Here is a 13,751-nt window from a genome sequence, read left to right as displayed (position 1 = left end):
AACGCCCGGTCTGGCTTTTGTCAGGCCGGGCGTTTGCCGCTTTCAGACCTCACGGGTTTCGCCGTGGGGCAGTAACAGGTAACAAGACATGGCAAAAGAATATAGCCGTACCCAACGCATCGGCGATCAGATGCAGCGCGAGCTGGCACAACTGATCCGTCGTGAAGTCAAAGACCCGCGCGTCGGCCTGGTCACCATTACCGCTGTGGAAGTCAGCCGTGACGTCGGTCACGCGAAGATTTTCATCACCGTTATGGGGCAGGACAGCGCTGAAGACATCGCACAGAGCATCAAGGTGCTCAACTCCGCCGCCGGTTTCCTGCGCATGCAGTTGGCCCGCGAGATGAAGCTGCGCAGCGTTCCACAGTTGCACTTCCACTACGACGAAAGCGTCGTGCGTGGTGCGCACCTGTCGGCATTGATCGAGCGCGCAGTGGCTGAAGACAATCAGCATCCGGTTGCGGCAGAAGCCGAAGACACCAAGGAGTAATCGGTGGCTCAGGTCAAACGTATCCGTCGTAACGTCAGCGGCATCATCCTGCTCGACAAGCCGCTGGGGTTCACCTCCAACGCGGCCCTGCAGAAGGTTCGCTGGTTGCTCAACGCCGAGAAGGCCGGTCACACCGGCAGTCTCGATCCGCTTGCCACCGGCGTGTTGCCGTTGTGCTTCGGTGAGGCCACCAAGTTCTCGCAATACCTGCTCGATTCCGACAAGGGTTACGAAACCCTGGCGCAACTGGGCAAAACCACCACTACGGCGGATGCCGAAGGTGAAGTTTTGCAGGAGCGCCCCGTGACCGTTGGTCGCGTCGATGTCGAAGCGGTTTTGCCGAAATTTCGTGGGCAAATCAGTCAGATACCGCCGATGTACTCAGCACTCAAGCGTGACGGGCAGCCACTGTACAAGTTGGCCCGTGCAGGCGAAGTAGTGGAGCGCGAACCGCGTTCTGTTACTATTGCGCGCTTGGAATTGCTGGCCTTCGAAGGTGATACTGCGCGGCTTGCAGTGGATTGCAGCAAAGGCACCTATATCCGCACTCTCGTGGAAGATATCGGTGAGCAACTCGGTTGTGGCGCTTACGTTGCAGAACTGCGACGTACCCAGGCCGGGCCTTTCACGTTGGCCCAGACGGTCACCCTGGAAGAGTTGGAAGCGGTACATGCCGAAGGCGGCAACGAAGCGGTTGATCGCTTCCTGATGCCATCGGACAGCGGCCTGTTGGATTGGCCACTGTTGCAGTTCTCGGAGCACAGTTCGTTCTACTGGCTCAACGGCCAGCCGGTACGCGCCCCGGATGCACCGAAGTTTGGCATGGTACGGGTACAGGATCACAATGGTCGCTTCATCGGTATCGGTGAAGTGAGCGAAGACGGGCGCATCGCGCCACGTCGACTGATTCGGTCAGAATGACCGGACGAGGGTGGCTGTTAACAGGCACGGTCACTACTCATTTTTAGATACAGGGATTTGTCCCTGGCCTGTTGAAGCTGTTTTTCTGAAACAGTTTCCTGATAAAAGGATTGCCTCATGGCTCTCGACGTTCAAGAAAAAGCTCAAATCGTAGCTGACTACCAGCAAGCTGTTGGTGACACTGGTTCGCCAGAAGTGCAAGTTGCACTGCTGACCCACAACATCAACAAGCTGCAAGGTCACTTCAAGGCCAACGGTAAAGATCACCACTCCCGTCGTGGTCTGATCCGCATGGTAAACCAGCGTCGTAAGCTGCTGGACTACCTGAAAGGCAAGGACGTGAGCCGTTACAGCGCTCTGATCGCTCGCCTGGGTCTGCGTCGCTAATAAGCGATTGCGCTAGAGGTTGGTTGTCTGTCGTGCGTCAGTGGATTTTCCGCTGGCGGATGGCAGGCTCCCAGCCTCAAGTTTTATCTGGATGTACGCTTTACCCTGGACAGGCGCCGGGCCGATTCCCGACATTGCCCAAGAATTTCGCAAGAAACCAGTTTCCCCAAGAGCCACAAAAGAAGGTAGGACACCGTGAACCCGGTAATCAAAAAATTCCAGTTCGGTCAGTCGACCGTTACCCTCGAGACTGGCCGTATCGCCCGTCAGGCCTCCGGCGCAGTATTGGTCACCGTTGACGACGACGTCAGCGTATTGGTGACCGTAGTCGGTGCCAAACAAGCCGATCCAGGCAAGGGCTTCTTCCCTCTGTCTGTTCACTACCAGGAAAAGACTTACGCTGCCGGTAAGATCCCTGGCGGTTTTTTCAAGCGTGAAGGCCGTCCTTCCGAGAAAGAAACCCTGACTTCCCGACTGATCGACCGTCCGATCCGTCCGCTGTTCCCGGAAGGCTTCATGAACGAAGTGCAGGTTGTCTGCACCGTCGTTTCCACCAGCAAGAAGACCGATCCGGACATCGCTGCGATGATCGGTACCTCGGCTGCCCTGGCGATCTCCGGCATTCCTTTCGATGGCCCGATCGGCGCTGCCCGCGTTGCCTTCCACGAAAGCACCGGCTACCTGCTGAACCCGACTTACGAACAACTGAAAGCTTCGAGCCTGGACATGGTCGTTGCCGGTACTTCAGAAGCCGTTCTGATGGTTGAATCGGAAGCCAAAGAGCTGACCGAAGACCAGATGCTGGGCGCTGTACTGTTTGCTCACGACGAGTTCCAGGTGGTGATCAACGCCGTCAAGGAACTGGCCGCCGAAGCTGCCAAGCCAACCTGGACCTGGGCTCCACAGCCAGAAGCCACCGCTCTGTTGGGTGCTATCCGCGCCGAGTTCGGCGAAGCGATCTCCCAGGCTTACACCATCACCATCAAGGCCGACCGTTACGCTCGCCTGGGTGAGTTGAAGGATCAGGTCGTTGCCAAGCTGTCCGGCGAAGAAGGCCAGCCTTCCGCTGCTGAAGTCAAAGCTGCTTTCGGCGAAATCGAATACCGCACCGTTCGCGAAAACATCGTAAACGGCAAGCCACGTATCGACGGTCGCGACACCCGCACCGTACGTCCGCTGAACATCGAAGTCGGCGTTCTGCCGAAGACTCACGGTTCGGCACTGTTCACCCGTGGCGAAACTCAGGCTCTGGTAGTCGCGACTCTGGGTACTGCCCGTGACGCACAGCTGCTGGACACCCTGGAAGGCGAGAAAAAAGACCCGTTCATGCTGCACTACAACTTCCCTCCGTTCTCGGTAGGCGAGTGTGGTCGCATGGGTGGTGCCGGTCGTCGCGAAATCGGTCACGGTCGTCTGGCCCGTCGTTCGGTACAGGCCATGCTGCCCGCCGCTGACGTGTTCCCGTACACCATCCGTGTCGTATCGGAAATCACCGAGTCCAACGGTTCGAGCTCCATGGCTTCGGTCTGCGGCGCTTCCCTGGCTCTGATGGACGCCGGTGTGCCGATGAAGGCACCGGTTGCCGGTATCGCCATGGGCCTGGTTAAAGAAGGCGAGAAGTTCGCCGTCCTGACCGACATCCTGGGTGACGAAGATCACCTGGGCGACATGGACTTCAAAGTAGCCGGTACCGCCAAAGGTGTGACCGCGCTGCAGATGGACATCAAGATCAAGGGCATCACCGAAGAAATCATGGAAATCGCTCTGGGCCAAGCCCTGGAAGCGCGCCTGAATATCCTCGGCCAGATGAACCAGATCATTGGCCAGTCGCGTACCGAGCTGTCGGAAAACGCTCCGACCATGATCGCGATGAAAATCGACACCGACAAAATCCGTGATGTCATCGGTAAAGGCGGCGCGACCATCCGTGCGATCTGCGAAGAGACCAAGGCTTCGATCGACATCGAAGACGACGGTTCGATCAAGATCTTCGGCGAAACCAAGGAAGCGGCTGAAGCAGCACGTCAGCGCGTTCTGGGCATCACCGCTGAAGCCGAGATCGGCAAGATCTACGTCGGTAAGGTTGAGCGCATCGTCGACTTCGGCGCATTCGTCAACATCCTGCCTGGCAAGGACGGTCTGGTTCACATCTCCATGCTGAGCGACGCTCGCGTTGAGAAAGTGACCGATATCCTGAAAGAAGGTCAGGAAGTGGAAGTGCTGGTACTGGACGTGGACAACCGCGGCCGTATCAAGCTGTCCATCAAAGACGTAGCAGCAGCCAAGGCTTCGGGCGTTTAATCACCCGCCAAGCCTGACCGCTTCAACGTTTTAAAAAATGCCCTGCCGTGAAAACGGTGGGGCATTTTTTTGTCTGCATTAAACCGAAGCGTTTTGCGAAGTTGCCTGACTCCATGGTCAGTGCTAGGTTTAGCCCACCGCCCGTGTAGCTCAGTTGGTAGAGCAGCGCACTCGTAACGCGAAGGTCGCAGGTTCGACTCCTGTCTCGGGCACCAGCGATACGTTGTTTTCAGATGATCCCGAATGGTTCTGAAGGCCAGACAAACCGGGCTGTAATCGGTTTTTTGCGTCAGAGAGATCCTTGATGATCCAGATCCATCTTCCATTCCCCAGATCAAAGAGAACGCCATGACCGTTAAAGAATTGTCCCAAGAAGCCAGACACGAAGAAGCGCTCAAGAAATATCTGCTGGATTCTCCCCAGCTAGCTGATGAGATCAAGGACCTGCCGGCCGATGATCAGAAAGATCAGATTCAGTGGGCGTTCGAAGATGAGGCAGAAGCCCAGGGCTTGCAACCTTGGGAACTGACGCTCAAATACACCTCAACCCCGGAAGAATTCGAGGCTGCGCGCCTGGTGCTGCACAAGGAAGCGGCGGAAGTGTTGGGTGTCGAGTGGGAAGAGTACTGCGAGATGAATAATCTGGTGGTCTGACGGTAAAGTTCTTGTAGGAGCCCGGCTTGCCGGCGATAGCGTCGTTGAGATCGCCATCGCCTGTAAGCCGGGCTCGTTCAGGTTTGAGTCGCGGGTCAGAGACTGAGACGCATCGACAGATCCACAGCCTTCACATCTTTGGTCATCGCACCAATCGAAATGTAATCCACCCCGGTTTCGGCAATCGGCAGCAACGTGCTTTCGTTAATGCCGCCGCTGGCCTCCAGCTTGGCCTTGCCGTTGTTCAGGCGTACGGCTTCGCGCATGTCATCCAGGCTCAGTTCGTCCAGCATGATGATGTCGGCACCGGCCGCCAGGGCTTCTTTCAGCTCGTCCAGACTTTCCACTTCAATTTCTACCGGTTTGCCCGGTGCGATCTTGTGCGCGGCAGCGATGGCCTGCGGGATACCGCCACTGGCGGCGATGTGGTTTTCCTTGATCAGGAAAGCGTCATACAGACCGATGCGGTGATTGTGGCAACCGCCGCAGGTCACGGCGTATTTCTGCGCCAGACGCAGCCCCGGCAGGGTCTTGCGGGTGTCGAGCAACTTCACTTGAGTCTGAGCAACGTAATCCGCCAGATATTGCGCACGAGTGGCCACGCCAGACAACAGTTGCAGGAAATTCAGCGCGCTGCGTTCGCCTGTCAGCAGCGAGCGGGCCGGGCCTTCGAGATGGAACAACACCTGGTTGGGTTTGACCCGTTCGCCATCAGCCACTTGCCAATGCACCGCAACCCGCGGGTCTAGTTGCCGAAACACATTATCCACCCACGCGGAGCCACAGATGACGGCCGCGTCGCGGGTGATGATGGTGGCTTTGGCCAGGCGTTCGGCCGGGATCAGCTGCGCGGTGATGTCGCCGCTGCCGATGTCTTCGAGCAACGCACGGCGTACGTTGGCTTCGATTTCGGCGGTCAAATCGGCGAGACGTAGATTCGGCATAACGGACTCCACAAACAAAGTGGTCCGATTATAGGGCCATGGTGTGGGGCAACCCAAGGCGTCCGAGGTGATCCTATCGCTCTGGTGTCTGCATTTGGTCGATTCTTGCAATTGATCGGGGTGAGGATGGGTCAAACGAAGGTGCAGAGAGTCTTCTGGCACCAGAGGCAGGTTTTACCAGATAATTCGCCGCGCAATTGACGTCATGGCTTTGACGGTTTCAAGAATGATTTTTTCAGGAGGCAGAATGCACAACGACGGGAATGTAGTGCCTTTGCGCAAGGTAACTATCGACCAGGCAACTTATGCGCCGCCCGCCCGCCTGCCTGTGATTCTGCTTCAGGTTCGCGACAAGGCCACCCAGCAGCTCAGGCAGGGTTTGCAGGCACTGTTCGATAACGCCGATGACACCCTCTTCGAAATGGCCGACCGGGCGGGCACCGACGTCGAGCACAACGTTTTCTTTCAAGCCATGCGCGATTTGCGGCTCAAGCGCAAAAGTATCGAACGCGTCTTTTTCGAGCAGTTCTTTGAAGCGTTTGTCAGCCTGACCCAGTACAGCGCCACTCACACGGTTCTGCCTCAGCCATTGCCGTTCGACACCCGCAAAGTGCTGCCCGATGATGAGCTGGAGCGCACCGTAGCGGTGGAGGCGATGGTCAACAAGGTGCTGAGCCGTGATGGTTTCGCGCTCGATCAACTCACCGCACGCCTCAGTACGCTGCTGGGCCGATCGCTGATGGAGCAGCACAACCCCATGGGACCGACGTTGCTCTGCGCGTTTTTCTTGCAGGCCGGGCGCGAGCTGGGAGTAGAGATCAAGGTCAAGCTGATCATTCTCAAACTGTTCGAGCGTTACGTGCTCGGCGATGTTTTTCGACTCTACAGCGACGCCAACCAATTGCTGATCGCCACCGGAGTGCTGTCTGGTCTCACGTCCGCGCCGATGCGCCAGATCGCGGATGACGCTGCCGTTGTGCCTTCGCAAGCGCAACGTCACGCGCAGGTGCCGGCGGTCGACGTGGCTGATGAAGACGTGATCAACCTGATCGCCATGCTTTTCGACTACTTTCTCGATGACCGCACTTTGCCGGATTCTTTCAAGCCATTGATCGGCCAGCTACAGATTCCACTGGTGAAAGTGGCGATGCTCGACAAAAGCTTTTTCAGTCGCAGCAGCCATCCCGCACGGCGTCTGCTGAATGAGATCGCCAATGCGACTTTGGGCTGGAGTCAGGGTGATGACCCTCAGCGCGACAGTCTTTACCTGTGCGTTGAACAGTTGATGCAGCGCCTCTCGAGCGATTTTGTTGATGATCCGGCGATATTTTCCGAATCGTTGGCCAATTTCCTCGCATTCACCAGTGATGAACGTCGTCGCTGCGAATTGCTGGAGCAGCGTATCCGCGATGCTGAAGAAGGTCGTGCCAGAACTGTACTCGCCCGCCAGCGCGTCGAGCAGGCGTTGAATCAGGCGCTGCTGGGTAAAGTCCTGCCGCAGGGTGTGGTGCTGTTTGTCCAGCAGGCCTGGAGCCAAGTGTTGCTGCTGGTTTGGCTCAAGCACGGTGACCAGTCGACGCAATGGCATGCCGCTGTGCAGACGATGGAACAGTTGGTCTGGAGCGTGCAACGACATGACGAACCCGAAGCACGTCCGCACCTATTGGCGCTGCTGCCGGGCTTGCTCAAGGCGTTGCGCGAGGGATTGAGCGGTTCGGCGTGCGACCCGTTCGCCACGGCCGGGTTTTTCAGCGAGTTGGCAGGCTTGCACGTGCAACTGTTTGAGCACCGCGACCCAGCGACACCGATTGCGGGAGCGCCGGTCATGATCGAAGTGCTGGAAGAGTTCGTTTTGCCGAGCGCCGATGAAGGCCGGGCAGGCGCGATCTCGGCACGTTTACCGCCGAACGACGCGGGTTTGCTCCAAGTCGAGCAACTGCGCATTGGTCACTGGGTTGAGTTCCAGCAAGACACGAAAAAACCTCTGCGCTGCAAACTGGCGGCGATCAACGAAGCTTGCGACCAGTACATTTTCGTCAACCGCACTGGCATGAAGGTGATGGAGCGCAGCGGTACGAATCTGGCCCTCGAGTTCAGACATGACGCCGTACATGTTCTGGACAGCAGCTTATTGATGGACCGGGCTCTGGAGTTCGCTACCGGCAACCTGCAGCGCCTCAATCTTGGCAAGTGATCGCGTGCCGAGGGTCTATCGCGGCATACTGGGCACCAACACAGTCGTCGTTGAAGGAAATTGTATGCAGTTGGATCCCGCAAGTGGTTGGTGTCAGGACGTGCATTTATGCCCCTCGCCCAACTTCAATGCGCGCCCCACGGGCGAAATTTCCCTGCTGGTGATCCACAACATCAGCCTGCCTCCGGCGCAGTTCGCCACGGGCAAGGTGCAGGAGTTTTTTCAGAATCGCCTGGATGTCACGGAGCACCCGTACTTTGAGGGGATTGCCGATCTGCGGGTGTCCGCGCATTTTCTGATTGAGCGAGACGGCACCGTCACCCAGTTTGTCTCTTGCCTGGAGCGTGCCTGGCACGCCGGCGTTTCGATTTTCGAGGGACGGGAAACCTGTAACGATTTTTCCGTGGGCATCGAGCTGGAAGGCACGGATGATCTGCCGTTCACCGATGCTCAATATGACGCATTGACGGCGTTGACCCGGCAGCTGCAAAACACCTTCCCGGCCATCACCGCGCAACGCATCTGCGGGCATAGCGACATCGCGCCCGGGCGCAAGACGGATCCGGGACCTGCGTTCGACTGGGTACGCTATCGCGCGGCTCTGGAACAAGCCGCTTTGGGAAAAGAGGATCAACAATGAGTTTTCTGGTGTTGCTGTTGGCGGTGTGGATCGAGAAATTCTCGGCCCTGCGCCACCAGGTTCAACGTGATGGCGGTTGGGTGCGTGAGTTGCACAAACTTGAATCCAGCCCGCGACTGACGAAACGTCCGTGGCTGGTGCTGGTCGTGCTGGTGTTGTTGCCGGTTGCACTGCTGGGGTTGCTGTTGGTGGTCCTGGAGCCGGTGGCTTACGGTTTATTGGCGTTGCCGGTGCACCTGCTGGTGGTGATTTACAGCCTCGGGCGCGGCGACCTGCTGGGCGGTCTCGGGCCTTTTCGCGATGCCTGGCGACGGGAAGACCTGCAAGCTGCGGCCCATGTCGCCAAACGTGACCTCGACATCTGCGCCGACAGTGGCGAGCAACTGCTGGAAAGGGTCGAAGGGCATCTGTTATGGGAGGCATACCAGAGCTTTTTTGCGGTGATTTTCTGGTACTTCCTGTTGGGACCGGTCGCGGCGTTGGCCTATCGACTGCTGGCCCTGGCCGAAGAACACTCGCAAAACCCGACTGTGGTCGAGCGCGCCGGACAATTACGGCATGCGTTCGATTGGCTACCGGTGCGTTTGCTGGCGGCCAGTTTTGCTCTGGTGGGCAATTTTGTCGCGGTCAGCCGGGTGATGTTGCACGAATTGTTGAACTGGAACATCAGCGCGGCTCAATTGATCGAGAAGGCCGGACTGGTGGCCGGTGAAATTCCGGCCCCGGTCGTCGGGCCTGAGGGCATCAACAATCTTGACCGGATCTGGGAGTTGCTGCTGCGGGCGGCAGTGCTCTGGTATGCGGGTTTCGCGTTGTGGACCGTGATGCCATAAACACGAAAGTCTGAAGTGCAATGCTTTGTGGCGAGGGAGCTTGCTCCCGTCGGGCGGCGAAGCCGCCCATCTTGTTAACCTTAAGTTACAAAACATCCTGCCGATTTAAGCTATACAGGGGCAGCGCCCAATAGTGGCTATCTGCTGTCGGTCTGCGCCTGCCAATAAAAATAAGAAATCCAAGGGAGACTTCCAGTGAAGAGCTTGCTCTATCCCGCCGTCGCACTGATGAATCGCCTGAGCTTCGGCATGAAGTTCAGCCTGATCAGCGTGTTGTTCCTGGTGCCGATGCTGGTGACCAACTTCTATCTGGTGCGTGATTCCTATCGCGAATTCCAGGGCACCCGGGTTGAACTCCAAAGCCTGGACCTGTTGGGCAGCAGCCTGACGTTACGACGCGACCTGGAAACCCTGAACAACCTCGTGCAAATCAACGTCACCCTCGGTCAATCCGGCAAGGCCGGGAATGTCGAGTCGCAGATCAATACCTTGGGGCAAAGTGTGCTCAGTCGCATGCAAGGGTTGACGGCGATGAGTTCAGACCCGGAACAGATCGCGGTTTTTGATGCCAAGCGCGATGAAATGATCGCCGCCTTCAAGGCCCAGCAAACCGAAAGCTCCCTGCAAAGCAAAAGCGGAATGATCGGCAAGTTGCTTGGCAGCGCGCAGGTGTTCAGTCAAATCATCGCCAGTCAGGCCGGCCTCAGCCGCGATACCCAAAGCGACATGCGCCAGTTGAGCGAACTCATCACCAATGTCACCCCGCCGGTCACTCAGTTGCTGGGCGAAGGACGAGCGATGGGTTCTTTTTCGCTGGGGCAGGGCTTTCTCAATTCATCATCGAGCACGCGTTTCGATGAGTTGTTGGCGCAGATTGAAAAGCTGCAGGGCGAATACGGGGTGAAACTGCAGGATGCGTTGGGCTCCAGTTCTGCCGCGCGGGAAACCCTCGCCGCCAAGGCTGATAGCAGCCGCGCTTCGTTGAAGAAGGCCAGTGAACTGTTCGAAGAACAAGTAGTGATGGCCGATACCCTCGATAGGCCGTGGCAGGGCTTTTACGATCAGGTCACGGGCCTGATGGACCAGACCTACCAACTCAACGAAGCCACCCTGAAGTTTCTCGGCACTCAGTTGCAGCAGCGTCTGGAGCAGAACCGCACGCACATGGTCTTGCAGGCCGTGGCGCTGTCGGTGGTATTTGTGTTGATCTTTTATCTCTACGGCGGCTTCTACGCCTCGACCCGCACCACCCTCAAACGTCTTGGCGGTGTGATGGACAAAGTGGCGGCCGGCGACATGACCGTGACCTTCAGTGCTAACAGCCGCGATGAGTTGGGCGAGTTGGGCGAAGTGTTCAACGGCACCGTGAAGAAAATCCATGACCTGATCGAGCGCGTGGGACATACCGTCAGCGAGGTCGAGCGCCAGGCCGGGCAAGTGGAGCACGTTTCTGCGCAAAGCAACCAGGCAGTGGCCGGACAACGCACGCAGATTGAGCAGGTCGCCACGGCGATGAACCAGATGTCGGCCACCTCCCTGGAAGTGGCGCGCAGTGCCGCCGCGGCGGTCAGCAGCGCCCACAGTGTCAACGACGAGACCGTCAGCGGTCGCGGGCTGGTGCAATCCCAGCAGGGCAGCATCGCGGCACTGGCCAACGAGATCGATCAATCAGTGCTGGTCATCAATCAACTGGCTAGCGACAGCCAATCCATCAGCCGCGTGCTGGAAGTGATCAAGAGCATCGCCGAACAAACCAACCTGTTGGCACTCAACGCCGCGATCGAAGCGGCTCGCGCCGGTGAGCAAGGACGTGGTTTTGCGGTGGTGGCGGACGAGGTCCGGACGCTGGCCAAACGCACTCAGCAATCAACCGAAGAAATCGAGCAGATGATCGCCAAGCTCCACGGCGGTGTCGGCGCGGCGGTGAAGGCGATGGGTGTCAGCCATGAAATGGCAAATGGCACGGTTGGGCAGTCGGAAAAAGTCCAGTTGGCGTTGGAGAACATCCTCGGCGCCGTGGGCATGATCGTCGATCAGAACCAACAGATCGCCGCCGCCGTGGAGCAGCAAACCGCCGTGGCCCACGACATCGATCAGAACATCGTCGAGATCAACCGCGCGGGTGAGCGCACCGCCGAAGGTGCGCACCAGACCGAGGACGCCAGCCGCGCGTTGTCGGCTCAGGTGGTGGAACTCAAACAGCTGATCAGCGCGTTCCGCGTTTAAACAAACACGCGGTGATCCTGTAGGAGCGAGCCTGCTCGCGATGGTCGTCAGCGATGGCGCGGGTAACCTGACACCCCCCGCGTCGTTCTCTGGATCATCGCGAGCAGGCTCGCTCCTACAGTTTTTTTGGGTTGTCTGTTACCAGTTGAACAGCTGACAGGCATTGGCGGTGCTGGCGGCGGCCAGTTGCTCGGGGCTGATCGCCATGATTTCAGCCAGTGCCGCGCAGATTGCCGGCAGGTGGGCAGGGCTGTTGCGTTGGCCGGGGAACATGGCGGGCGCCATGTCCGGTGCGTCGGTTTCCAGCACTACCGATTCCAGCGGCAGCTCGGCGAGGACGCGGTGCATGCGCAACGCTTGTGGCCAGGTCGCCGCGCCGCCAAGGCCGAGTTTGAATCCGAGCTTGATGTACTCGCGGGCTTCTTCCCTGCTGCCAGCGAACGCGTGGATGATGCCGGCACGTTTCAACTTGAAGCGTTTGAGCGTGGCAATCACCGCCGCATGACTGCGCCGTACATGGATCAACGCCGGTAAGTTGAAATTTGCCGCCAGTTGCAGTTGGGCGTCGAACAACGCTTGTTGGCGGTCGCGATCGAGAGTTTCGATAAAGTAATCCAGACCAATCTCGCCCACCGCGCACAACTGTCGGTGACCGGCCCAGCGGCTCAACCAATCAGCGAGTTCGGTTAAATCTTCCGGGCGGTGATCGTCCAGGTACACCGGGTGCAAACCGAAGGCTGCATGCAGGTCGGGATCGCTTTGCACCAGGTCCCAGACACGCTGCCAGTTGCCTTGATAAACCCCCAACACCACCATTCGCCGCACCCCGAGGGCACGGCTTTCGGCCATCAGTGCCTGACGATCGTCGTCAAAGTCGGGAAAGTCGAGGTGAGTGTGGGTGTCGATCAACTCCACGGTTCAGTCCTGGCGAATACGCTGCTTGAAAGTACGGGCGATGGCCTGCACGCCGGGTTGATAATCGGATTGCTCGATGGCAGCCAGTGCCAGGGCCAGGGCTTTATCGGCAATCAGCTGGTGTTGTTGAGCCATGGCGTTGACCGGCAGTGGCAGGAAGTCGAGCAGTTGGGTGTCTCCGAAAGTGCCGAGGCGCAGCGGTCGGGATTTCAGCGGGTAGTCGTGCAAGGCATCGAACACGCCCTGTAGCAACACGTAGGAAGTGGTCACCAGTGCATCCGGCAAATGCCCCAGGCGCTGTAGCATTTCTTCCATCAGCTGCTTGCCGCACTCGCGGCTGAACGCCTCACCGTGCTCGACCAGCACTTCGCCGTTGAAACCGGCCAGGGCCTCTTTGAACCCGGCGGCCCGTTCCTGGCTGATGCTCAGCTCGGGGCGGGCGCCAATCAGGGCGATCTGCTTGGGCAATGGGTCGAGCAGGCTGCGCGTCAGTTGCAGACTGGCTTCGCGATCGTCGCTGATGACCGAGCAGAAATGCTCGGGCGCCATGACCCGGTCGATGGCGATGATCGGAATGCCCTTGGCCTGCAATTGGAGATAACTGTCGTCGCCGGGCGGAAGGCAACTGGCGACAATCAGCGCATCACAGCGCCGGGCGCGGAACAGTTGCAGCAATTGCCGTTCGCTGTCCGGTGCATCGTCGGAGCTGGCGATCAGCAACTGATAGCCGCGAGCGCGCGCGCCTTGTTCCAGCAGTTTGGCGATTCGCGCGTAACTGGGGTTTTCCAGATCCGGCAGAATGAACCCCAGCGTGCGGGTGTGCCGACTGCGCAGTCCGGCCGCCTGAGGGTTAGGCGTAAAGCCATGAAGATCGACCACCGCACGCACACGCTCGACGGTGGCGCTGCTGATGCGTTGCTGTTCGGCCTTGCCATTGATGACGTAGCTGGCGGTGGTAACGGACACACCGGCCAACTGGGCTATATCACTGAGTTTCAACCCGCAATTCCTTGTTTTCTCGAGCTTGCCTCGACATTTTTGCCAATCCTACCCGATTCGGGCAGTCGACCATGGTCACAACGCATCCGACAAGTTGGACTTCAAGGATGGGACATTATCGAGTAACGTGCCAATCCATCTAGATTAAACGTTTCAGCAAGCGTATTTTCTACGTTAAACGCGCCTTTGGCCGGTTCTGCCGCGAAACCGACAAAGACTGTGACAACACAAGCGCCTAAGCTGAATC

At 58.3% G+C, this 13,751-nt stretch carries 12 protein-coding genes and 1 tRNA gene; 10 read left to right on the top strand and 3 right to left on the bottom strand.

The window, feature by feature from the left end; translation table 11 throughout:
• Positions 1-88: 88 nt before the first annotated feature.
• From rbfA to ABVN21_RS19815, 6 genes are all read left to right on the top strand, one after another.
• Positions 89-490, top strand: coding sequence for a 30S ribosome-binding factor RbfA (rbfA, locus tag ABVN21_RS19840; RefSeq protein ID WP_034148332.1), 402 nt, complete (start codon positions 89-91; stop codon positions 488-490).
• 3 nt (positions 491-493) lie between these two features.
• Positions 494-1,411, top strand: coding sequence for a tRNA pseudouridine(55) synthase TruB (gene truB, locus ABVN21_RS19835; RefSeq protein ID WP_339554949.1), 918 nt, complete (start codon positions 494-496; stop codon positions 1,409-1,411).
• Between the two features lie 117 nt (positions 1,412-1,528).
• Entirely contained in the window at positions 1,529-1,798 is a 270-nt protein-coding gene (gene rpsO / locus ABVN21_RS19830) for a 30S ribosomal protein S15 (protein ID WP_003197723.1), read from the top strand.
• A gap of 195 nt (positions 1,799-1,993) precedes the next feature.
• Positions 1,994-4,099 carry a polyribonucleotide nucleotidyltransferase gene (gene pnp / locus ABVN21_RS19825; RefSeq protein WP_003177877.1) on the top strand — a complete coding sequence of 702 codons (2,106 nt, stop codon included), beginning with the start codon at positions 1,994-1,996 and terminating at the stop codon, positions 4,097-4,099.
• Positions 4,100-4,238: 139 nt separating this feature from the next.
• Positions 4,239-4,314, top strand: a tRNA-Thr gene (locus ABVN21_RS19820).
• Positions 4,315-4,447: 133 nt separating this feature from the next.
• Complete coding sequence (locus ABVN21_RS19815) at positions 4,448-4,753, top strand: DUF6388 family protein (protein ID WP_339554950.1); 306 nt, start codon at positions 4,448-4,450, stop codon at positions 4,751-4,753.
• A gap of 95 nt (positions 4,754-4,848) precedes the next feature.
• Here the strand turns inward: ABVN21_RS19815 and nadC are convergent, their stop codons facing one another.
• A complete protein-coding gene (nadC, locus tag ABVN21_RS19810) occupies positions 4,849-5,697 on the bottom strand; it encodes a carboxylating nicotinate-nucleotide diphosphorylase (protein WP_339554951.1) in 849 nt (282 codons plus the stop codon).
• 247 nt (positions 5,698-5,944) lie between these two features.
• Here nadC and ABVN21_RS19805 point away from each other — a divergent pair, with 247 nt between their 5' ends.
• The 4 genes from ABVN21_RS19805 (at position 5,945) to ABVN21_RS19790 (ending at position 11,590) form a co-directional block, all read left to right on the top strand.
• A complete protein-coding gene (locus ABVN21_RS19805; RefSeq protein ID WP_339554952.1) occupies positions 5,945-7,891 on the top strand; it encodes a DUF1631 domain-containing protein in 1,947 nt (648 codons plus the stop codon).
• A 64-nt stretch (positions 7,892-7,955) separates the two neighbouring features.
• Positions 7,956-8,531, top strand: a complete 576-nt coding sequence (gene ampD / locus ABVN21_RS19800) for a 1,6-anhydro-N-acetylmuramyl-L-alanine amidase AmpD (RefSeq protein WP_339555003.1) — start codon at positions 7,956-7,958, stop codon at positions 8,529-8,531.
• Positions 8,528-9,364 (top strand): regulatory signaling modulator protein AmpE, encoded by an 837-nt coding sequence (ampE, locus tag ABVN21_RS19795; protein WP_339554953.1) that lies wholly within the window; start codon positions 8,528-8,530, stop codon positions 9,362-9,364. The genes ampD and ampE overlap by 4 nt, the downstream gene beginning before the upstream one ends.
• A gap of 195 nt (positions 9,365-9,559) precedes the next feature.
• Complete coding sequence (locus tag ABVN21_RS19790; RefSeq protein WP_339554954.1) at positions 9,560-11,590, top strand: methyl-accepting chemotaxis protein; 2,031 nt, start codon at positions 9,560-9,562, stop codon at positions 11,588-11,590.
• Positions 11,591-11,728: 138 nt separating this feature from the next.
• On the opposite strand, the gene ABVN21_RS19785 is transcribed toward ABVN21_RS19790, so the two are convergent.
• Together ABVN21_RS19785 and cra are read right to left on the bottom strand one after the other, a co-directional pair.
• On the bottom strand, positions 11,729-12,505 hold the full coding sequence (locus ABVN21_RS19785; protein ID WP_339554955.1) for a TatD family hydrolase: 777 nt from the start codon (positions 12,503-12,505) through the stop codon (positions 11,729-11,731).
• 3 nt (positions 12,506-12,508) lie between these two features.
• Positions 12,509-13,504, bottom strand: coding sequence for a catabolite repressor/activator (cra, locus tag ABVN21_RS19780; RefSeq protein WP_339554956.1), 996 nt, complete (start codon positions 13,502-13,504; stop codon positions 12,509-12,511).
• Positions 13,505-13,751 lie beyond the last annotated feature (247 nt).

Origin of the sequence: Pseudomonas sp. MYb327, from assembly GCF_040438925.1 — a bacterium.
GTDB lineage: Bacteria > Pseudomonadota > Gammaproteobacteria > Pseudomonadales > Pseudomonadaceae > Aquipseudomonas.
The sequence above is the reverse complement of the archived record's forward strand: the minus strand, read 5'-3'. Positions and strand labels throughout refer to the sequence as shown.